Source organism: Streptomyces sp. NPDC107522, assembly GCF_055657525.1.
This window is the reverse complement of sequence record NZ_JBVKAU010000002.1, coordinates 474,399-495,024: the sequence shown is the minus strand read 5'-3', so window position 1 is coordinate 495,024 and position 20,626 is coordinate 474,399. Positions and strand designations below refer to the sequence as shown.

The 20,626-nt window shown below is 71.7% G+C and carries 21 protein-coding genes; 13 read left to right on the top strand and 8 right to left on the bottom strand.

The genetic code is table 11. The features are described 5' to 3' along the window. Positions 1-12: 12 nt before the first annotated feature. The 4 genes from ACZ7L6_RS07530 to ACZ7L6_RS07515 all read left to right on the top strand — a co-directional run bounded on the left by ACZ7L6_RS07530 (position 13) and on the right by ACZ7L6_RS07515 (position 4,696). Positions 13-447 (top strand): DUF6643 family protein, encoded by a 435-nt coding sequence (locus ACZ7L6_RS07530; RefSeq protein ID WP_471921044.1) that lies wholly within the window; start codon positions 13-15, stop codon positions 445-447. A 43-nt stretch (positions 448-490) separates the two neighbouring features. Further along, positions 491-1,318: an MOSC domain-containing protein gene (locus ACZ7L6_RS07525; protein WP_471921043.1), complete on the top strand. Its 828-nt coding sequence runs from the start codon at positions 491-493 to the stop codon at positions 1,316-1,318. Between the two features lie 221 nt (positions 1,319-1,539). Further along, positions 1,540-2,145, top strand: coding sequence for an Rv1733c family protein (locus ACZ7L6_RS07520; RefSeq protein ID WP_471921042.1), 606 nt, complete (start codon positions 1,540-1,542; stop codon positions 2,143-2,145). A gap of 109 nt (positions 2,146-2,254) precedes the next feature. Continuing rightward, the gene (locus tag ACZ7L6_RS07515; RefSeq protein WP_471921041.1) at positions 2,255-4,696 is read left to right on the top strand and encodes a right-handed parallel beta-helix repeat-containing protein; all 2,442 of its coding nucleotides are present in this window, start codon (positions 2,255-2,257) and stop codon (positions 4,694-4,696) included. A gap of 371 nt (positions 4,697-5,067) precedes the next feature. Here ACZ7L6_RS07515 and ACZ7L6_RS07510 read toward each other — a convergent pair whose 3' ends face one another. After that, the gene (locus ACZ7L6_RS07510) at positions 5,068-7,386 is read right to left on the bottom strand and encodes a hypothetical protein (RefSeq protein WP_471921040.1); all 2,319 of its coding nucleotides are present in this window, start codon (positions 7,384-7,386) and stop codon (positions 5,068-5,070) included. 295 nt (positions 7,387-7,681) lie between these two features. On the opposite strand from ACZ7L6_RS07510, the gene ACZ7L6_RS07505 reads away from it, so the two are divergent. After that, positions 7,682-8,509, top strand: coding sequence for a DeoR/GlpR family DNA-binding transcription regulator (locus ACZ7L6_RS07505; RefSeq protein ID WP_471921039.1), 828 nt, complete (start codon positions 7,682-7,684; stop codon positions 8,507-8,509). A gap of 137 nt (positions 8,510-8,646) precedes the next feature. Further along, positions 8,647-9,126 (top strand): SRPBCC family protein, encoded by a 480-nt coding sequence (locus tag ACZ7L6_RS07500; RefSeq protein ID WP_471921038.1) that lies wholly within the window; start codon positions 8,647-8,649, stop codon positions 9,124-9,126. A 10-nt stretch (positions 9,127-9,136) separates the two neighbouring features. Here the strand turns inward: ACZ7L6_RS07500 and cds1 are convergent, their stop codons facing one another. Next, positions 9,137-10,261: an L-cysteine desulfhydrase Cds1 gene (gene cds1 / locus ACZ7L6_RS07495; RefSeq protein ID WP_471921037.1), complete on the bottom strand. Its 1,125-nt coding sequence runs from the start codon at positions 10,259-10,261 to the stop codon at positions 9,137-9,139. 340 nt (positions 10,262-10,601) lie between these two features. On the opposite strand from cds1, the gene ACZ7L6_RS07490 reads away from it, so the two are divergent. Continuing rightward, the gene (locus ACZ7L6_RS07490) at positions 10,602-10,925 is read left to right on the top strand and encodes a hypothetical protein (RefSeq protein WP_471921036.1); all 324 of its coding nucleotides are present in this window, start codon (positions 10,602-10,604) and stop codon (positions 10,923-10,925) included. 184 nt (positions 10,926-11,109) lie between these two features. Next, on the top strand, positions 11,110-11,667 hold the full coding sequence (locus ACZ7L6_RS07485; RefSeq protein ID WP_471921035.1) for an ATP-binding protein: 558 nt from the start codon (positions 11,110-11,112) through the stop codon (positions 11,665-11,667). Between the two features lie 532 nt (positions 11,668-12,199). Here ACZ7L6_RS07485 and ACZ7L6_RS07480 read toward each other — a convergent pair. Genes ACZ7L6_RS07480 through ACZ7L6_RS07470 form a run of 3 tightly spaced genes read right to left on the bottom strand, consistent with a single transcriptional unit; the run spans position 12,200 to position 15,818 of the window. Then, the gene (locus ACZ7L6_RS07480) at positions 12,200-14,761 is read right to left on the bottom strand and encodes an ABC transporter permease (RefSeq protein ID WP_471921790.1); all 2,562 of its coding nucleotides are present in this window, start codon (positions 14,759-14,761) and stop codon (positions 12,200-12,202) included. 23 nt (positions 14,762-14,784) lie between these two features. Then, the gene (locus ACZ7L6_RS07475; RefSeq protein WP_471921034.1) at positions 14,785-15,537 is read right to left on the bottom strand and encodes an ABC transporter ATP-binding protein; all 753 of its coding nucleotides are present in this window, start codon (positions 15,535-15,537) and stop codon (positions 14,785-14,787) included. Continuing rightward, positions 15,534-15,818, bottom strand: a complete 285-nt coding sequence (locus ACZ7L6_RS07470; RefSeq protein WP_471921033.1) for an SHOCT domain-containing protein — start codon at positions 15,816-15,818, stop codon at positions 15,534-15,536. The genes ACZ7L6_RS07475 and ACZ7L6_RS07470 overlap by 4 nt, the downstream gene beginning before the upstream one ends. 174 nt (positions 15,819-15,992) lie before the next feature. On the opposite strand from ACZ7L6_RS07470, the gene ACZ7L6_RS07465 reads away from it, so the two are divergent. The 4 genes from ACZ7L6_RS07465 (at position 15,993) to ACZ7L6_RS07450 (ending at position 17,913) form a co-directional block, all read left to right on the top strand. After that, positions 15,993-16,574, top strand: coding sequence for a TetR/AcrR family transcriptional regulator (locus ACZ7L6_RS07465; RefSeq protein WP_471921032.1), 582 nt, complete (start codon positions 15,993-15,995; stop codon positions 16,572-16,574). A gap of 38 nt (positions 16,575-16,612) precedes the next feature. Continuing rightward, positions 16,613-17,191, top strand: coding sequence for a DUF4865 family protein (locus ACZ7L6_RS07460; RefSeq protein WP_471921031.1), 579 nt, complete (start codon positions 16,613-16,615; stop codon positions 17,189-17,191). Between the two features lie 96 nt (positions 17,192-17,287). Beyond that, a complete protein-coding gene (locus ACZ7L6_RS07455) occupies positions 17,288-17,464 on the top strand; it encodes a DUF1272 domain-containing protein (protein WP_274236736.1) in 177 nt (58 codons plus the stop codon). A gap of 17 nt (positions 17,465-17,481) precedes the next feature. Next, entirely contained in the window at positions 17,482-17,913 is a 432-nt protein-coding gene (locus ACZ7L6_RS07450; protein WP_471921030.1) for a tautomerase family protein, read from the top strand. Here ACZ7L6_RS07450 and ACZ7L6_RS07445 read toward each other — a convergent pair. Further along, positions 17,910-18,383 carry a cupin domain-containing protein gene (locus ACZ7L6_RS07445; RefSeq protein WP_471921029.1) on the bottom strand — a complete coding sequence of 158 codons (474 nt, stop codon included), beginning with the start codon at positions 18,381-18,383 and terminating at the stop codon, positions 17,910-17,912. The genes ACZ7L6_RS07450 and ACZ7L6_RS07445 overlap by 4 nt on opposite strands. A gap of 98 nt (positions 18,384-18,481) precedes the next feature. Further along, a complete protein-coding gene (locus tag ACZ7L6_RS07440) occupies positions 18,482-18,931 on the bottom strand; it encodes an RpiB/LacA/LacB family sugar-phosphate isomerase (protein ID WP_471921028.1) in 450 nt (149 codons plus the stop codon). Between the two features lie 97 nt (positions 18,932-19,028). On the opposite strand from ACZ7L6_RS07440, the gene ACZ7L6_RS07435 reads away from it, so the two are divergent. Further along, the gene (locus tag ACZ7L6_RS07435) at positions 19,029-19,316 is read left to right on the top strand and encodes a hypothetical protein (RefSeq protein WP_471921027.1); all 288 of its coding nucleotides are present in this window, start codon (positions 19,029-19,031) and stop codon (positions 19,314-19,316) included. 53 nt (positions 19,317-19,369) lie between these two features. On the opposite strand, the gene ACZ7L6_RS07430 is transcribed toward ACZ7L6_RS07435, so the two are convergent. Then, positions 19,370-20,608 (bottom strand): ROK family protein, encoded by a 1,239-nt coding sequence (locus ACZ7L6_RS07430; RefSeq protein ID WP_471921026.1) that lies wholly within the window; start codon positions 20,606-20,608, stop codon positions 19,370-19,372. Positions 20,609-20,626 lie beyond the last annotated feature (18 nt).

The following is a 20,626-nucleotide window of genomic DNA, read 5'->3' as shown; positions in this document are numbered from 1 at the left end:
AACGTATGCGCCATGACCTCCCCCCGCTCCACCTATGGCGGCGGCTACTACTCCGCCTCCTTCCCGGACACCCCGATCTACGACTCGCTCGTGGCCGAGCGGGGCACCCCGCAGATCGCCCCGATCCGGGTCCCCGCCGCGTACGACATGCCGGGTAGCAGCCTGCCCGCGCTGCCCTCCGCACTGCCCGCCCTCCCGGCGGCACCGTCCCAGCCCTCCTACGGTTATCCGCAGGCGCAGCAGCCCGCTCCGCTGCAGCAGGCGCCCGCGGCGTACATCCCGCAGCAGGCGGCCCCGCCGCGTGGCTACCCGGGTCCGCAGGCTCAGCAGCCTCGTCCGGTGGCGCCCGGCGGCATGGGCTACGAGGCGATGCGCCCCGCGGCTCCCCGCCCCGCCGCGGCTCCTTACCAGGACCCGTACAACAACCAGCAGTACCGCGGCTACTGACCCGTTCCCCAGGGCTGTCGGCGCCACCTGGCACGATGGCCCCATGGGGCATGCGCAGCTGCAGTCGATTCACCTTCATCCGGTCAAGGCGTGCCGGGGCATCGCGCCCCGGGAGGCCGTCGTGGAGCCCTGGGGGCTGGCCGGAGACCGACGCTGGGTGCTGATCGACGACGGGGGAAAGGTCGTCACGCAGCGCCTGCGACCGCGCCTCGCGCTCGCCGCCGCCGAGCTGCTGTCCGGCGGCGGCGTCCGGCTGTCCGCACCCGGCATGGAACCGCTGACGGTGCCGCTACCGCGTCCGGTCGGTACGGTGCCGGTGGAGATCTTCCGGGACAAGGTCGAGGCGGTTCTCGCCGAGGACGACGCCGCGCACGCCTGGTGCAGCGCCTATCTCGGCGAGGACATACGCCTCGCGTACATGGACGACCCCGCCACACGCCGTCCCGTCGACCCGCAGTACGCGCTGCCGGGCGAGACGGTCTCCTTCGCCGACGGCTACCCGCTGCTCCTCACCTCGGCAGCCTCGCTGGATGCCCTCAACTCCCTGATAGCGCAGGGCGACCACGCGGACGAGGGCCCGCTGCCCATGAACCGCTTCCGGCCCAACGTGGTCGTGTCGGGCACCGCGGCCTGGGCCGAGGACGACTGGTCGCGCATCACCATCGGCGAGGTCACCTTCCGCATCGCGAAGAAGTGCGGGCGCTGCGTGGTGACCACGACCGACCAGACCACCGCCGAGCGCGGCCGGGAGCCCCTGCACACCCTGGGCAGGCACCGACGCCTCGACGGCAGGCTGGTGTTCGGCCAGAACCTGGTGCCCCTGTCCCGCGGCACGATCCGCGTCGGCGACCCGGTCACGATCCTCGACTGACGTCACGACCTCCTGCTTGGCCTGGTCAGGATGCTCGGCCGAAAAGGATCCCGCCGGGCGACGGCGCGCGGGAACCGGGGCCGGGGGCCCGTGCGTTGGGGTGTTCGTGAGAAGTTCATGAGAGGCCCTGGGCGCGGGTGATTTCGCTCTCTCTTCGCCGGGCCCGTGGGTGAACGGCTCTGCGAGGGGTTATCACGGAGCGGGAAGGGGGTGGCCGGTCGATGCGGGCGATCAGCGGACTCTGGCGCTGGCGGCACAATCCGCTGCGCCGTACGACCGATCTGGTCGAGGCCTGGCTCGCCCTCGCGGCCCTGCTGCTGATCCTCGTCGTCACGCCGTTGGCCGGCTCCCTGATCGGCGGCCTCGCCCAGGACGCACTGCAGGAGTCCGTGCGCGAACAGCGGGCGTCCCGGCACCTGGTGACGGCAACCGTGGTCCGCAAGGCGGACGGCTCCCCCCTGGACGCCGACCCCGAGACCTCCACCGGCCGGGACATGCGCACCCGGGTCGTGGCCGACTGGACCGCACCGGACGGCACTACGCACCACGCGCCGGTCATGACGAGCATCGACACCCCCCAACCCGGCGACCGCTTCACGATATGGACGGACCGCCAGGGCCGCACAGTGGCCCGCCCGCTGGATTCCGCCACTGCGGCCACGCACGCCGTGCTCGCCGGCTTCGGCGCGGCACTGATAGCCACCGGCCTCATCGAGGGCAGCAGACGGCTGATCGTCTGGCGCATGGTCCTTCGCCGGTACGCACGTTGGGACCAGGCCTGGGACAAGGCGGGTCCGGACTGGGGCCGGACCGGCACCGGCAGTTGACGGCCTTCCCGCTCTGGTCAACCCACCGTCCGCGCGCACGCTACGGTGGACCGGCCGAACTCTTCGGCAGCACAACCCGCGTACGACGAGGTGGGGGCACATCAACGCCATGGCACAGGGCACGGTCCAGGTGACGCACACCGGCACATCGCGGTGGCGGCGCCGCACGGGTGAGTACGCATCGCTCGCCGCCGCCCTGGAGGCCGCGGCCGACGGTGACGTCCTCACCGTCGCGCCCGGCACCTACCGGGAGAACCTCGTCGTCCAGCGGGCGGTGACCCTGCGCGGCCCCGAGGGCTCCCCGGGTTCGGTGCGCATCGCGCCCGTGGACGGTGTGCCGCTGACGGTGCGCGCCTCGGCGGTGGTCCAGGACCTGCATGTGGAGGGCCAGGACGTGGCGGCTCCCGCGCTGCTGGTCGAGGAGGGCGCCCCGGAGCTGTCGGACGTCCGGATCGTCACACGGTCCGCAGCAGGGATCGAGGTGCGCGGCGGCGCGCGACCCACCGTGCGGCGGTGCACCGTCGACAATCCCGCGGGCATCGGCATCGCCGTACTCGACGGCGGGGGCGGCGTGTTCGAGGAGTGCGAGGTCGTCGCGGCCGGCCAGGCGGGCATCGCCGTACGCGGCGGCGCCCACCCGCGCCTGGAGCGCTGCCGGATCCACCACGCCGCGGGTTCCGGACTGACGGCGACCGGCGAGAACTCAGCCCTGGAAGCGGTGGGTTGCGAGGTCTACGAGGTCCGCGGCTCCGGCATCCAGGTCACCGGCCGGGCCACCGCCCACCTCACCGACTGCGATGTGCACCGCACCACCGCCGACGGGGTCACGCTCGACACGGATGCCGTGCTGACCCTGGCCGACTGCCGTATCCACGACATCCCGGAGAACGCGGTAGACCTGCGCTCCCGCTCCGTCCTCACGCTCACCCGCACGACGGTGCGTCAGTTCGGGCGCAACGGCCTGTCGGTGTGGGATCCGGGCACGCGCGTGGACGCCAACCAGTGCGAGATCTTCGACAGCACCGGCGACTACCCCGCGGTGTGGGTCAGCGACGGCGCCACCGCGGTGCTGGACTCCTGCCGGGTGCACGACGTGCCGGACGCCCTGTTCGTCCTCGACCGCGGCTCCCGCGCGGACGTCGTCGACAGCGACCTGTCCCAGGTGCGCAACACGGCCGTGTCGGTGAGCGACGGCGCCACCGCACAACTCGACGACTGCCGTATCCGCGACGCGGCGACGGGCGCCTGGTTCCGCGACCACGGCAGCGGTGGCACCCTGAACAACTGCACCCTGGACGGCACCCAGACCGGCGTGATCGTCACCAAGGGCGCCGACCCCACCATCGAGCGCTGCACGGTCGAGTCCCCGGCGGAGGCCGGGTTCTACGTCTCGGCGGGCGGCCGCGGCACCTTCCTGAACTGCCGCGTGAGGGGCAGCTCCGGCTACGGCTTCCATGTGATCGACGGCTGCCGAACGACGCTGAGGAAGTGCCGTACGGAGCGGTGCGCGCGCGGCGGGTACGAGTTCGCGGACGGCGGCCCGGACGCTGCCTCAGGCGTGGGCCCCGACGTGGAGGACTGCACCAGCGACGAGAGCGCCGGCCTCAGGCAGCCGCCCACAGCACCGGAGCCCGCCGTCCAGACAGCGACCCAGTCCCCCGGCCTCCTCGGCGCGATCCCCGGCCAGCGCAACACCGAGCAGGAACCGCTCATCGCCGCCACACAGCCCGAGACACCGACACGCACCCCCAAGGCCGTCCTCGGTGAACTGGACGCACTGGTGGGTCTGGAGAGCGTCAAACGCGAGGTCCGCGCCCTCACCGACATGATCGAGGTCGGCCGGCGCCGCCAGCAGGCAGGCCTCAAGGCAGCATCGGTCAAACGCCACCTGGTCTTCACCGGCTCCCCCGGCACCGGCAAGACGACGGTCGCCCGCCTCTACGGCGAGATCCTCGCCTCCCTCGGCGTCCTGGAGAAGGGCCACCTGGTCGAGGTGTCCCGCGTCGACCTGGTCGGCGAGCACATCGGCTCCACGGCGATCCGCACGCAGGAGGCCTTCGACAAGGCACGCGGCGGTGTCCTGTTCATCGACGAGGCCTATGCGCTGTCGCCGGAGGACTCCGGCCGGGACTTCGGCAAGGAGGCCATCGACACGCTGGTGAAGCTGATGGAGGACCACCGGGACGCGGTCGTGGTGATCGTCGCCGGCTACACGGCCGAAATGGAGCGCTTCCTGTCGGTCAACCCGGGCGTGGCCTCCCGCTTCTCAAGGACCATCACCTTCAGCGACTACGGCCCCGAAGAACTGCTGCGCATCGTCGAGCAGCAGGCCGAGGAGCACGAGTACCGACTCGGCCCCGGCCTCGCCGAGGCCCTGCTGAAGTACTTCACGGCGATCCCCAAGGGCCCGGCCTTCGGCAACGGCCGCACGGCACGCCAGACCTTCGAGGCGATGGTCGAGCGGCACGCGGGCCGGGTCGCCCAACTCGACGAACCGAGCACGGACGACCTGACACTGCTGTACGCGGAGGACCTGCCGGAGCTGCCCTGAGCACGCCGACCAAGCCACGCACGCTGTACTGAGCTTCTGGCACTGAGCGCTGCAGTGCACGCCCCGGCCACAGTCGGTGACGAAACAGCAGGCAGCCACGAGGTCGCCGTAGGCCGACAAGGCCCACAGCAAGTGCCCACCAACCGCACCGGGCCAACGACACCGGCCGCGAGAGAGCCGAAGGGGCGCGCCGGTGTCGAGAGGGCGAACGCGCGGAGGCGCGCAGCGCCGAGCACGATCGCCCTCTCGACACCGGCATGTGGCGCCCCGTAGGCGACCGAGCCAGACATTCGGCACGCCAACTGCAAAAGGCACTGCACAGCCAACCACGCCCGGAACCCAGCCTCCCGACGCTCACAGCCCCGCCCAGCTCACCCCTCCCCCACCGCCTCCCCCCGCTGCCCCGGCACCCCCGGCCGCAACCGCCCCAGCAACCGCCCCCGCTCCTCCGCGAACGCCGGATCCGCCTGGTAGTCGCCATGCCCGAGAACGGGCGCAGGCAAAGGATGTTCAGGTGTCCGCCCGTAAGCCAAGGGATCCTTCAGCGGCGCACGGTCCACCGCGGGCCCGCAGTCGCCGGGCAAGCAAACCGGGCCCCCGATCGGGTCGGTGAGCCGGTACAGGTTGCGCCAGCAGTCGACCTCGGCATGCAGCGAGGAGAGAGCGGCCGGGCCGAAGTGGGCCGGGAACCAGCGGCCGTAGAGACGCTCCAGGGGCGAGCCGTAGGTGAGGAGCGCGACCCGCTTGCGGTCGGCGGGCGTCAGCTGCCAGGCCGCGGCGGCCGCGAGCACACTGCCCTGGGAGTGCCCGGAGATGACGAGGCGGCGGCCGTTCTCGGCGCGGGTCCAGGTCGCCATCCGCCAGGTCAGGTCGGGCACGGCGCGTTCGGCGTAGCAGGGCGGCGCGAAGGGGTGTGCGGCGCGCGGCCAGAACGTACCGACGTCCCAGAGGATGCCGATGGTGCGCCGTGCGGAGGCGTCCTTGTAGGCGCGCCGGCCCCAGGTGACGAAGAGTATGAAGCCGAACCCGATCAGCCAGGAGCCCAGCGCCTGCGCGGTCTCGGCGGCGCCGTGGACGAAGGGGTACGTCCCGTCGGCGGCCTGGCTGGGTGTCTCGTCGCTGGTCAGGGCGCCGACCAGGGCTCCGGCACCCAGGAGCAGGGTCGCGGTGGAGGTGACGGCGACGACGAGAGGGGCGCGGTCGGTGAGCGTGGCCATCGCGCGCGTGCTCGCGATACGGCGGGTGCGGGCCGTGTCCTGGGGCTCTCCGGCGTAGTCGAGCTCCACCGTGCCGAGCTCGGTGCGGCGCAGCAGCCAGGCCCGCCGTGCCAGCCAGCCGCAGAGCAGCAGCAGGAGGACCAGCAGCGGCGGGATGACCGAGGCCTGCCAGGTCAGCAGGACCGGCGGACCGTCGATGGACGTGCCCGTGCCGTCCAGCCAGTCGGCCACGCGCTGGGACACCCCGCCGGACATGACGCCGCCGAGCGCGCAGGCCAGCATCGCCACGGCCGGTCCGCCCAGGCCCCGCATCGCGGCGCGCGGGTCGGGAGCGGTGCGGTGGAGGGCGTGGGCCACGACGGCGAGGACGATCACGAGGAGGCCCTGGAGGAAGGCGATGGCGCCGAAGGTGGCGTCGCCTGGGAGGCGGCCCTCGGACTGCCAGCCGGGGCGCTCCCACCCGGCGTACACCAGGGCGATCACCAGCAGGAGCAGGGAGGCGAGCGGCAGGCGTCGTACGAGGTGCTCGTCGAGTTCCTGATCGAGGCGGTTCTCGCTGCGGCCCCGGCGGCAGACCACCCCCACCACGACGGCCGCCCCGGCGACGATGGCCGCTTCCAGCAGCCACCCCAGCGCGTCCAGTAGTACGGGACCGCCGGTCCGGCGGTCGAAGCGTGCGGCGGCCGAGCCGACCGCCGCGGCGACCGTGAGCAGGCCGGCGGCGGTGTGCGCCGCGCGCAGCCGGGCGACCAGGCGGCGGCCGTACCAGAAGCCGGGGCGGCCCAGAGATGTGCGGCCGGACTCCTCCTCGGGCTCGGGCTCGCGGGACATCGGCTGCTGGGACTCGTACGCGCTCCACGTGCGGCGCGAGAGGTACCACAGCAGACCGGTCAGCGCCGCGGGCACCATGGCGGCGAGTGCGAGCCTGCGGCCGGGGCGGCTCCACCAGCCGCCGTCCGAGCCCTCGGGCGACAGGAAGCCGAGCCAGCTGTGCCGGTCGGCGCACGCGCGCGTGCCCGCGCACTGCCAGGCCGCGAGGTCCAGGGCGACCTCGCACGCGGCCGCGACGAGCAGCACCGTCAGGGTCAGTCCCGCCAGCCGCACGAGCAGGCCGTAGAGGCGTATCGTGCGCTCACGGCCCGGTGCGGTGGGGCGCATCCAGTGGGCGAGGTTGACCACCATGAACGGCAGTAACAGCAGCCACAGGGCGCGTGCGCTGTTTCCCGAGGTCAGGTTGCACCAGACGTACGCCTCGGGCACCGGTTTGCCCCGGTAGTCGTCGGGTCTGGATTCGGCGTCGACGTCCTCGGCCCGTCGGAAGACGGCCGCCGTGTCGTCGCCGGTGATCCGCACGGTGCGCGGATCGTCGAGCATCTCCTGCGGTGTCGTGCCGCCGACACCGTGGACCAGGAGTTCCAGGGCGGTTGCGGCTTCCGCCCCCTTCATCGCGGCACGTTCCTGCGCACGTTCCACTGTTCGCACTTCCCCCGTGACGAGCCTTCGGCCTCTGTCCGTGCGGGCACAAGGATCTCCGCTGAGAACCCCTTGTACACCTGTCGTCACGGAATCTCCCCGTTCCGTGTGAAGAACAGCGGAACGGAAGTTGCCGACGTGGCATGCGCGCGTCGGGACACTCGGTGGCGCCCCTGGTGCCCACCCGTGCGAGGATGGGACGCCCGCGCACCGGGAACGGGGAGAATGTCCTCGTGGGAGCAGGTGCGACAGGGCGTGTCGGACGGCTTGAGGCAACGAAAGGACCGGAGCGTACGTGAGTGAGAATCAGAACCTCCTCGCGGAGCAGCGGCGCGCCCTGATCCTGGACGAGGTACGGCGCCGAGGCGGGGTTCGCGTCAACGAGCTGACCCGCAAGCTCGGCGTGTCGGACATGACGGTGCGCCGCGATCTGGACGCGCTCGCCCGGCAGGGCGTGCTGGAGAAGGTGCACGGTGGCGCGGTCCCGGTGGTCGAGGCGAGCACGCACGAGCCGGGCTTCGAGGCCAAGTCGGGTCTGGAGCTGACGGCCAAGGAGGACATCGCGCGGGCCGCGGCCGAGCTGGTCGCGCCCGGTTCCGCGATCGCGCTGTCGGGCGGGACCACGACGTTCGCGCTGGCGCACCAGCTGGTCGACGTGCCGGACCTGACTGTCGTCACGAACTCGGTGCGGGTCGCCGACGTCTTCCACGCCGCGGCGCGCACGACGGGCCCGCGGCAGGGCGCGGCCACGGTCGTGCTGACCGGTGGCGTGCGCACCCCGTCCGACTCGCTGGTGGGCCCGGTCGCCGACCAGGCGATCGGTACGCTCCACTTCGACGTGCTGTTCCTCGGGGTGCACGGGATATCGGTCGAGGCCGGCCTGTCCACGCCGAACCTCGCGGAGGCCGAGACCAACCGGCGCCTGGTGCAGTCGGCGCGCCGGGTCGTCGTGGTCGCCGACCACACCAAGTGGGGTGTGGTGGGGCTGAGTTCGTTCGCGGCGCTGGAGCAGGTCGACACGCTGGTCACGGACGCCGGGCTGCCGACGGATGCGCGCTCGGAGATCTCCGAGCACCTCAGGCTGGTGGTGGCTGGCGAAACCGACGAGGACGAGGACATCTGAGGCCGGCGCCGACGTCGGGGCAGTCGTCCGAGTCCGGCGCGGCCGGACGGTGCAGTCATCTGACGGTGCAGACATCTGACGGAGCGCCAGCTATGGTGACGCTGCCCGGTGCGGCGTCGGCATAGGGGGTTTCGTCCATGGCTCACCTGCTGCGTGAGGTGGGGCTCGACTTCGTCGCGAGCGCGCCCGTACGGCATGTCTTCGCGCGGGAGATCTCCGCTCCCCCGGAGCCGGTCTTCCGCGCACTGGCCGAGGACGTGCCGGGCTGGGCGGAGTGGTTCTCGGCGGTGACACTGGCCCGGCCGCTGGACGACGGGGCCCGGCGTGAGATCCGGCTCAGAGGCGGTACGCGCTTCGAGGAGACGATCCTCGCGGCGAAGAGCCCCGATGTGTACGCCTACCGCGTCGACGTCACCAACGCGCCGGGAGCGCGGGCGCTGGTCGAGGAGTGGCGGCTCGCCCCGGCGGGCACGGGCACGCGCGTGCAGTGGACGTTCGCCGCGGACGGCACGGCACCCTTCCGGTTCTCCCTCGGCCTCGCCCGAGCCGGCCTCGGCCGGGCGTTCCGGGACGCGGTGACCTCACTGGACCGACGACTGGCGGCGCGGGCGCGCTGAGGCTCGCAGGTCACTCCGGCCACACACCCGTCGCCAGCAGCTGCTCGATGGCCGCCGAGTACGGTGCGATGTCCAGGCCCTGCTCCGCCAGCCACGCGTCCGAGTAGTACTTGTCGAGGTAGCGGTCCCCCGGGTCGCACAGCAGCGTCACCACGCTCCCCCGCCGTCCCTCGGCCACCATCTCGGCGACGATCTTCAGCGCGCTCCACAGACCGGTGCCCGTCGAGCCGCCCGCCTTGCGCCCGATGGCCTGCTCCAGGGCCCGCACGGCGGCCACGCTCGCCGCGTCCGGCACCTTCATCATCCGGTCGACGGCGCCCGGCACGAAGCTCGGCTCCATGCGCGGCCGGCCGATGCCCTCGATGCGGGAGCCGCAGTCACAGGTGACGTCCGGATCGCCGGTGGTCCAGCCCTCGAAGAAGCACGAGTTCTCCGGATCGGCGACACAGATGCGGGTGTCGTGCTGCATGTAGTGGACGTAGCGCGCGATGGTCGCGGAGGTGCCGCCGGTGCCGGCCGTGGCGACGATCCACGTGGGCTCCGGGAACCGCTCCAGGCGGAGCTGACGGAAGATCGATTCGGCGATGTTGTTGTTGCCGCGCCAGTCCGTGGCCCGTTCGGCGTAGGTGAACTGGTCCATGTAGTGGCCGCCGGTCTCCACCGCGAGGCGGGCGGACTCCTCGTACATCTTGCGCGAGTCGTCCACGAAGTGGCACTGCCCGCCGTGGAACTCGATCAGGCGGCACTTCTCGGCACTCGTCGTGCGCGGCATGACCGCGATGAAGGGCACGCCGATCAGCTTCGCGAAGTACGCCTCGGACACGGCCGTCGAGCCGCTGGACGCCTCGATCACCGGGCGGCCCGGCCGGATCCAGCCATTGCACAGGCCGTAGAGGAAGAGCGAGCGGGCGAGCCGGTGCTTGAGGCTGCCGGTCGGGTGCGTGGACTCGTCCTTGAGGTACAGGTCGATGCCCCAGTGCTCCGGCAGCGGGAAACGCAGCAGGTGCGTGTCGGCCGAGCGGTTCGCGTCGGCCTGGACCTTGCGCACGGCTTCTTTCAGCCAGGCGCGATAGGCGGCGTCGCTGTGGTCGACGTCGAGGGTCACGCCGGACGGGGTCTGCTGGATGGTGCTCACGGCGCTGCTCCTCGTGCTGTGCGGCAGCGGCGACTCGCGCGGCCGTCGCTTCGAGCATAAACATCTTCCGCACGCTTCTCACCTGCATAAACACACCTTTGAGAGCCTCAAAGGCATCCCTGGGCCGTTGGTCTCACGCGGCCCGTGGGGGCGCATTCACGCGAGTGCTCCGAGCGCCCCCGGTCAGCCATGACGGGCGTACTGGTGCTTACTGCGGGACGCGGGCACACTGCTCCGGACGGGACGACGATCCCGAACGGGGGCACACTGGATCACGACCAGGGCCGGCCGCACCGACGCAGAAGGAGCCGGCACACCGAGGCGCACAAGGGGGCGGGGCATGGCGGAGCCGGAGTTCAGGGCCACGGGCGTGCGGATCGGGAAGCGGCTGCGCTCGCTGACCCGGGCCGGGCAGGTGCGCATCAGCGACGGCAGGGTGCAGCTGCTCACCAGTTACGGCAGCGAGATAGACAGCGCGCCGGTGCAGGCGGTGCGAGCGTCCAAGCCCTGGTTCGCCCCGGACGACAAGGCGCTCGCCGACCTCAACGGCAAGCGGTACTCACTGACGCTGGGCGACCATGACCCGGCTCCGGGAGAGCCGGGTCCTCCTGCGGCGCGCCGGTTCATCGAGGCCGTACGGAAGGCTGCGGGGCGTAAGGGCTGAGTCACGGGGAGTTGCGATACCGCGTCCCTTGCGTCACGCTGGTCTCACGTCACTCTGGGTTTACCGGCGATAACGCTGCGAACCAGCCCGCCGGCCACGACAGCAGGCGGCCGTTTCCTTCAAGCACCCTGCTGGATCCGTACTCCGTGTTCTTCCGGACCTCTTCAGTCGGGGAGTCGCAGCCGTGATCAGTTACCCAAGCAGGCACTGCACGGTGGAGCTCCAAGCCCTGCCGTCGCGGATCGGCCAGGTCCGCAGAATCCTTTCAGCGCAGTTGCGCTACTGGCATCTGGACCCCTTGATAGACCGCGCCGCGCTCGGTCTGACCGAGCTGCTGACCAACGTCCACCAGCACGCTCAGCCGGACAAGACGTGCACCGTCGAGATCGAGCTGCTGCTCGACCGGCTCATGGTCTCGGTGCGCGACCACGACCCGCGACTGCCGGTCGTGGCCGACGCCAAGGACGCCGACTCGCTCGCCACGTGTGGGCGCGGGCTGGCGATGGTGGCCGCCGTCAGCGAGAGCTGGGGCGTGCGGCCGGACGGCGACTCCGGCAAGGTCGTGTGGTTCACCCTGCCGACGCCCGTTGCCGCGGCACGGGCCGGGGCCTCGCAGCCGCCGCAGCGGACGGGCGCGGACGTGGAGAAGCCCGTGCGGCAGTTCGCGGTCGCGGAGGTCGGGGCGCGGGTTGATCTGCGCAGGCCGGAACATGCTCCCGCCCGGTCGGCCGTTGTCGGCTGATCGGGCGGTGAGGGGGTGGTGGTTGGACGAGCTCGGTCTTTCGTTCCGGCGGTGGCTTTGGGCGCCCTCGGTCTTTGAATCGGTCCGGCGGTGGCTCCAGGCGCCCTCACCCTTTGAATCGGTCTGGCGGTCGCTCCAAGCACCCTCGATCTTTGAATCGGTCTGGCGGTCACTCCAAGCACCCTCGATCTTTGAATCGGTCCGGCGGTCGCTCCAAGCACCCTCGGTCCTTGAATCGGTCCGGCGGTCGCTCCAAGCACCCTCGGTCCTTGAATCGGTCCGGCAGTGGCTCCAAGCGCCCTCACCCTTTGAATGGTTCGGTCGCCTACGGGGCGCCACATGCCGGTGTCGAGAGGGCGATCGTGCTCGGCGCTTCGCGCCTCCGCGCGTTCGCCCTCTCGACACCGGCGCGCCCCTTCGGCTCCCTCACGGCCGGTGTCGTTGGGCCGGTTCGGGTTGGTGGGCACTTGCCGTTGGCCCTGTTGGCCGTCGGTGGGCCGTTGGCCGACAGGGGTCCGGGCAGCGGCGAGGGTCACTCCGTGGCGATGGCCCTCAGTACGTCCAGGCGTGCTGCACGGCGGGCCGGGCGTAGGCCCGCCAGGGCTCCTGCTGTCAGGCCTACCAGGGCCACCACCGTGAGTTGCAGGGGTGGTATCGCGAAGGCGAAGGCGCTGTCGCTTGCGCCGTCGGAGGCCTTCACCAGTACCCAGCCCAGGAAGGCGCCCAGGGTGAGGCCGCCCACCGTGCCGAAGGCGGCGACCAGGACCGACTCCCAGCGGACCATCGCGCGGAGCTGGGAGCGCGTCTGGCCCACGGCTCGCAGGAGGCCCAGTTCGCGGGTGCGTTCGTGGATGGCCAGGGTGAGGGTGTTGGCGATGCCGAGGAGTGCGATGAGTACCGCGAGGGCGAGCAGGGCGTAGACGAGGGTGAGCATCATGTCGATGCCGCCGGCCGAGGACTGCGCGTACTCGTCCCGGGTCTGGACTTCCGGGTTGCCGTACTGGGCCGTGATCTTCTCCACCGCCGCCTTGCCCGCGTCCGTGCTCACGCCGTCCTTGAAGGAGACCGCGAGCAGGGTGTCGGCGTCCTGGGCGCGGTGCGGGGCCCAGGCGGCGCGGGTGATGACGTAGTCGCCGGCGAGTTCGGACTGGCCGTAGACCGCTCGGACCGTGAAGGTCTGCTTCTGGCCGTCGGTGAAGGTGAGGCGGGTCTTGTCGCCGGTGGTGAGGTGCTGTTTGTCGGCTTCCTTCTCGGTGATGGCTATGCCGTCGGTTCCGAGGTCGTTCAGGGAGCCGCGGATCTCGCCCAGGTCGAAGGTGCGTTCCAGGGCGACCGGGTCCGTGACCGTCAGGGCCCGTCCCTTGCCGTCGACTTCGGCGACGCCTCGGCCGAGTCCGACCGCCGTGTCCACCTCGGGCAGTCGTTGTACGGCTTCGGCGAGGCGGGGGCTCAGGCCGCTGCCGCCCGCACCGAAGGACGGTGTGCTCACGGCGACATCGCCGGCGAACGAGCAGGACACCGTCTGGTCCATCGTCGCCCTCAGCGAGGCGCCGAACACCGTGAAGAGGGAGACGACCGCCACGCCGATCATCAGGGCGCTCGCGGTGGCGGCCGTCCGCTTCGGGCTGCGCAGGGCGTTGCGCCGGGCGAGGCCGCCGGTGACGCCGCGCAGCCGGTCGAGGGGGATTCCGAGGGTGCGTACGGCCGTGTTCGACGCGACCGGGCCGAGGACCACGAAGGCTGCCAGGGCGAAGACGGCGCCGGTGCCCGCCAGCCAGAGGGACGGGGACACCAGGACGCCGGTGAGCGTCACGCCGATCGCGAGGGCGAGGAGGCCCAGGCCGGTGACGGCGCGCAGGCGGGAGGCGCCGGAGGTGTCCACGGCCGTCTCGCGCAGGGCGGCCAGCGGTGCGGTGCGGCCTGCGCGTACGGCGGGCAGCAGCGCGGAGCCGAGGCAGACCACGATGCCGACCGCGAGAGGCAGGGCCATGGAGAGGGTCTTCACCACCAAGTCGCCCTCGGGGAACGGGAATCCGATCGCCGGGAAGAGTGCCTGGAGGCCGGCCGCGATGCCTATGCCGCCTGCGAGGCCCGCCGCCGACGCAGTGAGGGCCACGGCGGTCGCCTCGACGAGGGTGGACGCGGTGACCTGGCGGCGTGAGGCGCCCAGGGCGCGCAGCAGGGCGTTCTCGCGGGTGCGTTGGGCGACGACGATCGCGAAGGTGTTGTGGATGGAGAAGGTCGCCACCAGGAGGGCTACGCCGGAGAAGACCAGGAGGAAGGTCGTGAAGATCGTCAGGAACTGGCTGGCGATCATGTCGGTGTTCTCCTCGGCCGACTCCTGACCGGTGATGACCTCAACGCCCTTGGGGAGTGCGGGAGTCAGCTTGTCGACCAGTTCCTGCTGGCTCACGCCGGAGTCGGCCCGTACCTGGATGCTCGTCGCCTCGCCGGGCCGGGCGGTGAGGTACTTCTCGGCGTCGGCCCGGGTCATGCCGGTGAAGGTCACCTGGGCCATGCCGTCCTCGCCGCCGAAGGTCGCGAGGCCGACGATGGTCACCTTGACCGGGTCGGGTGTGCGCAGGGTTGTGGTGTCGCCGATCTTCAGGTGACCCTTTTCAGCTGTACCACGGTTGACCACGACCTCGCCGGACTTCTGCGGTGCGCGGCCCTCGGCCAGGCGGTACGGGTTGAGGTCCGGGTCGGTGATCCAGTTGCCGGCGAGGGTGGGCGGGCCCTGGCCGCCGATGGGGTCGCCGTTCTTGCCGACGAGTTGGCCGGCGCCCTGGATGACGGGCGCGGCGGCCGCGACGCCGGGGACCTTCTCGACCGTGTTCACGAGGTCCGTGTCGACCGGTTCGCGGACGCCCTCGCTCTCGCCGGGCGTGGTGATGGCGTCGGCGCTGCGGACGACGGCGTCCGTGCCGCTGGTCGCGTTGCCGAACATGGTGTCGAAGCCGGCGCGGAGGGTGTCGCCCATGACCAGGGTGCCGGCCAGGAAGGCGACGCCGAGGAAGACCGCCAGGAACGTACCGGCGAAGCGGCGCTTGTGGGCACGCAGGGAGGACACGCTCAGGCGGACGGAGGCGTTCATGGCGGTCATGCCGGTCATGGCGGTCATGAGGGCACCTCGAAGGCTTTCATGCGGTCCAGGACCTTGTCGGCGGTCGGGGAGGTCATACGGTCCACCAGGCGTCCGTCGGCGAGGAACACGACCTCGTCGGCGTGGGCGGCGGCCACCGGGTCGTGGGTGACCATGACCACCGTGCGGGCCGTCTGGCGCACCGTGCGGCCGAGCAGGCCGAGGACCTCCTCACCGGAGCGGGAGTCGAGGTTTCCGGTGGGTTCGTCGGCGAAGACGACGTCCGGCTGCCCCGCGAACGCCCTTGCCACGGCGACGCGTTGCTGCTGGCCGCCGGAGAGTTCGGAGGGGCGGTGGTGGAGGCGGTCGCGCAGGCCGACGACGTCGATCAGCGCGTCGATCCACTCCAGGTCGCCCTTGCCGCCCGCCAGGTCCAGGGGCAGCCTGATGTTCTCGGCCACGGTCAGTGTCGGCACCAGGTTGAACGCCTGGAAGACGAAGCCGACGCGGTCGCGTCGCAGGAGGGTCAGGCGGCGGTCGTCGAGCGTGCTGAGGTCGGTGTCGCCGATGTGGGCGGCGCCCGAGGTGAGCGTGTCGAGGCCTGCCGCGCAGTGCATGAGGGTGGATTTGCCGGAGCCCGAGGGCCCCATGATCGCGGTGAAGCGGCCGGCCGGGAAGTCGACGCTCACCCCGTCCAGGGCCCTCACGCTGGTGTCGCCGGTGCCGTACACCTTCACGGCGTCGACCACGCGGGCGGCGGTACGGGTGGCGGTCGTGGTGGTGGTCATGCCGCACCGCCCTTGCCCGCCGTACGGCCGAACTGCTCGTCCAGGACGGACAGGCGGCGCCAGTACTCGTCCTCGTCGATCTCGCCGGAGGCGAAGCGGTGGCCGAGCACGGTGATCGGTGAGTTGTCGTCGGGGGTCGACCGGCCGGGGCCACGGCGTCCGCGCCACACGGTGCGGCGCAGCAGCGTGAGGCCGCCGATCACGACGGCCGCCCAGACGAGCGGGAAGAAGAGGATCCACGGGCCGGGGCCGCCGTCGGCGAAGTGTGCCAGCGTCTGCATCTCGAGTCATCTCCCGAGTCGGTTCGGAGAGTGGGTCGTTCGGTGATGCCTCGAGAGTCGCGCCGGGGAAGGGTCCGGGTCGTCGTACGGCCAGCGGCAGTGCGCGTACCTCGCGGGGAGTACGCGGGGCTGGTGCGGCTGCTCCGGAAGGGCTCGACTTCTGTAACTACTAGTATGTACAGTGACGGCATGAGCACCTCGGACACCTCGGACCGACTGATCGAGTCCACCCGGGAGCTGCTGTGGGAGCGCGGCTACGTGGGCACCAGCCCCAAAGCCATCCTGGAGCGGGCGGGCGCCGGGCAGGGCAGCATGTACCACCACTTCAAGGGCAAGCCGGATCTCGCGCTGGCGGCGATCCGGCGGACCGCCGAGGAGATGCGGGCTACCGCCGCGGGAGTACTCGACGGTCCGGGGACGCCGTACGAGCGCATCGAGGCGTATCTGCGGCGCGAGCGCGATGTGCTGCGCGGCTGTCCGGTCGGGCGGCTGACGATGGACCCGGACGTCATCGCGAGCGACGAGCTGCGGGCGCCCGTCGACGAGACGCTGGACTGGCTGCGGGAACGGCTTGCCGGGATCGTCGAGGAGGGCAAGGAGCAGGGCCGGTTCGCGCCCGGGCTCGACGGGGAGGCCATCGCGGCGACGATCGTCGCGACCGTTCAGGGCGGCTATGTCCTCGCCCGCGCGTCCGGTTCCCCCGCCGCCTTCGATGCGGGCGTCCGGGGTCTGCTCTCCCTTCTCTCACCCCGCTGAGAAGGCGGCTCTCCCACCACGCCAGGAAAGGCGGCCCGATGCACGCGATGCAGTACGAGATCACCCTGCCCGCCGACTACGACATGGAGATCATCCGCCGGCGCGTGGCGCGCAAGGGGCATCTGCTCGACGAGTGGCAGGGCCTGGGCTTCAAGACGTATCTGGTGCGGGAGCGAGGTGTGCACGGATCGCCGGTGAACCAGTACGCGCCGTTCTATCTGTGGAACACCTCGGCGGGCATGAACTCCTTCCTCTGGGGAGGCCCGTTCCAGGGCGTCGCCGACGACTTCGGACGGCCGTCGGTCCGGCAGTGGTCCGGGCTGGCGTACGAGGAGGGCGGCGCCGCCCGCTCGTGCGCGCGGTTCGCGGTGCGGCGGCGCCAACCGGTTCCGGCCGACCGGCTGTTGAGCGGTGTCATGGCGGACGCGGCCCGGGAGACCCGGCGGCTGGCCGGCGAGGACGGTGCGGTGCTCGCGGCGGCAGCCGTGGACACGAGCCGCTGGGAGCTCGTCCACTTCTCTCTCTGGGAACACGACACGCCCAAGACCGAGGGCGATGTGTTCGAGGTACTGCACATGTCCGCGCCGGAGCGGGACCGGCTGGCCCGATCCTGTTGATCTCCGACCCGGCGGCCACTTTCGGTCACGACGGCCATGCAGAGGATGGGAGGTGACAGACCGCCATGGTCTGCGGACCCGACGAAAGGCAAGGACATGGCACTGGAGATGCGCGATCGCTGTGAGCGCTGCGAGACGGCGGCACTGCCGCTCGACGCGCCCGCCCGTATCTGCTCGTACGAGTGCACCTTCTGTGTGCCGTGCAGCGAGGCGATGCGGGACATCTGCCCCAACTGCGGTGGCGAGCTGGTCCCCAGACCTCGCCGCTCCTGAAAAGGAGGTCCCCACCCATGCCCTTCGTCCGTATCGACGCTCTGGGAGCCGACCCCGAGCGGCTGGACGCCCTCGGCCGTGCCGTGCACGACGCCCTCGTGGAGGCCATCGGGATTCCGGCCGACGACCGGTTCCAGGTGCTGGTGGGCCATGACGGCAGCCGGAGCACCCTGCGCTACGACGACGGCTACCTCGGCGTCCGCCGGGACGACGACGTCGTGTACGTGGCGATCACGATGCGCTCCGGGCGGACCCCCGCGCAGAAGCAGGCGCTGTACCGGCGGATCGCCGAACTCGCCCACGCCTACGCGGGGACCGAGCCTCGCAACGTGTTCGTCACGCTGACCGAGAACGAACCGATCGACTGGTCCTTCGGCGAGGGTGTGGCCCAGTACGCCGAGCGCCCGGTACCCACCGACTCCCCCGCCCCCAGCGGATCGTTGTCCTAGCTGCCGGGCATGGGCCGCATGTCGACGCCGTGCCGTGCGGCGATCTCGATGATGCGGTCGACGTCCGGTGGGGAGTCCGACTTCGGGGGCAGCTCGTGGCGCTGGGCCGGTTCACCGGCCTCGGCGAAGAACTTGTCCAGGCCGCCCGGCGTGTAGGTGACCACGAGACGCACCGTGCTGGTGGGCTCGAACCGCTCCATCGTCCCCTCGGGGATGTGGAACAGCGATCCGGGGCCTCCGTCGAACACCTCGTCGCCGATGTGGAGGCGCAGGGTTCCTTCCAGCACGTAGATGGTCTCGGTTCCGGGATGAATGTGGGGCGGGGGACCCATCCCCTCCGGGATGGTCATCTCCATGACGGTCATCGCGTCACCGGCCTCCTCGCCGGACACCTTGACCTCGTAGAGGCTGTCCAGCATCCAGAATGCCCTTCCCTCGCCGCTGTGGCGTACGACGGTGTTCTTCGCCATGTGATCGTGCCTTTCTTCGTGGGCCTCCTCAACGTTCCCGTCACCGTGACGGGGGTAAGCCGCCATCCGGGTAGACCTGGGGGACGTCGGCAGGAGGGCTACACCCTGCTGTCGTCCAGCCGCCCGACATGGGCCACGTTTCCCCGGTCCTCGGCGTCCGTGCTCGCCTCGGCCGTGAACCAGGCGTCGAGGATCTCCTTGAGCAGCGGCTCGGAGGTGAGGCGCAGGCTGAGCGCGAGCACGTTGGCGTCGTTCCAGCGGCGGGCGCCGTTGGCCGTGTAGGCGTCGGTGCACAGGGCGGCCCGTACGCCCGGCACCTTGTTCGCGGCGATGGACGCGCCCGTGCCGGTCCAGCAGCACACCACCGCCTGGTCCGCTGTCCCGGCGGCGACGTCTCGGGCGGCGGCCTCCGAGCAGGGCGCCCACTGGGGGTTGTCGCCGGGGCTCAGCGCGCCGTGGGTGACCACCTCGTGGCCGCGCTCGCGCAGCTCGGCGACGAGGAGGCGGGCGACGGGTTCGTCCATGTCGGAGGAGACGGAGATCCGCATGGCTCGAGCCTACCGCCGGGCATGCGCCCGCCCGGCGTGCCGCCGAGCATGGAGGTGACCGGCGGGAGTGACCGGCGGGAACAGCCCAGGAGGAGCAATGCCGACTCTGCACATCGAGCATCCGATCAAGGACTTCGCCACCTGGAAGTCGGCCTTCGACCGCTTCGCCCCGCAGCGCGCAGAAGCAGGGGTACGCCACTACCGCGTCCAGCAGCCGGTCGACGACCCCGCCTACGTCGTCGTGGACCTCGACTTCGACGACGTGGCCGACGCCGAGCGGTTCCTGGGATTCCTCAGGACGAGGGTGTGGTCCTCGTCCGAGAACGCGCCGGCGCTGGCCGGTGCGCCCCGGACGCGGATCCTGGAAACCGCCGACGAGGCCTGAGTCCTGCCGGAGCCAGGGCCCCCGCGACGCGGGCATGATCCGAACGACAGGCCCTAAGTCAGCGCCCCCAGCGGATCGTCCAGCACCGGCTGCCAGGCCAACTCGGCCGCGCCGACGAGGCTGTTGTGGTCGAGGGTGCAGGCGAGGATCGGGACGCCGCCGCTCTGGCCCCACAGGCTGCGGTCGGCGACGACCGCGCGCAGGCGGTCGGGGTCGGCGTCGAGGAGGGTGCGGTGGAGGCCGCCGAGGATGATGCGGTCGGGGTTGAGGATGTTGACCAGGCCGGCCAGGCCCAGGCCGAGGCGGTCGATGAGGGCCTCGGTGGCCGTGCGGACCGCCGGGTCGTCGTACTGGGTGCGGATCAGGTCCTTGGCCTGCTGGAGCAGGGAGACCTCGGGTCCCGGCTCGCGGCCGGCCGCCGTGAGGAGGGCCAGCGGGTCGGCCTCGACGTCGAGGCAGCCGCGGCTGCCGCAGTGGCAGGGGCGGCCCTCGGGGTTCACGGTGAGGTGGCCGACCTCCAGGGCCAGGCCCGAACTGCCGGTGTGCAGGCGGCCGTCCAGGACGAGTGCGCCGCCGACGCCCCGGTGCCCGGTCGCCACGCACAGCAGGTCGCGGGCGCCGCGGCCCGCGCCGTGCCGGTGCTCGGCGAGCGCGGCGAGGTTGACGTCGTTGCCGGTGAAGGCCGGTCCGGTGATCCCGGCCTCGCGCACGCACTCCGTGAAGATCCGGCGCACGGGCGCGCCCACGGGCCAGGCGAGGTGCAGCGGGTTGAGCGCCAGGCCGTCGGGTTCGGCGACCGCGGAAGGGACGGCCAGGCCCGCGCCGACGCAGCGTCTGCCCGTGGTGCGCAGGAGCTCGGCACCAGCCTCGACCACCGAGCCGAGGACCTTCGCCGGGTCCGCGTCCACGATCTCGCAGCCGGGCGTGGTGGCGACGATACGGCCGCCCAGGCCGACCAGGGCCGCACGGAAACCGTCGGCGTGCACCTGTGCGGCGAGGACGACGGGCCCGTCCTCGGCGACCGCCAGCCGGTGTGAGGGCCGCCCCTGGGAACCGGCCGCCGCGCCGGGCCGGGCGTCGACCCGGATCAGCCCGAGCGCTTCCAGTTCGGCGGCGACCGCACCGGCCGTGGCCCGGGTCACCCCGAGCTCGGCCGTGAGCACGGCACGCGTGGGGGCGCGTCCGGTGTGCACGAGCTCCAACGCGGGCCCGAGCGCACCGCGCCCCCGGTCCAACCGCGTCCTCGAGGTGGTCCCTTCCCCCGCCGGCCGGGGGTCCGCCTTGCCGCTCATGAGGGCGAGTCTCCCATG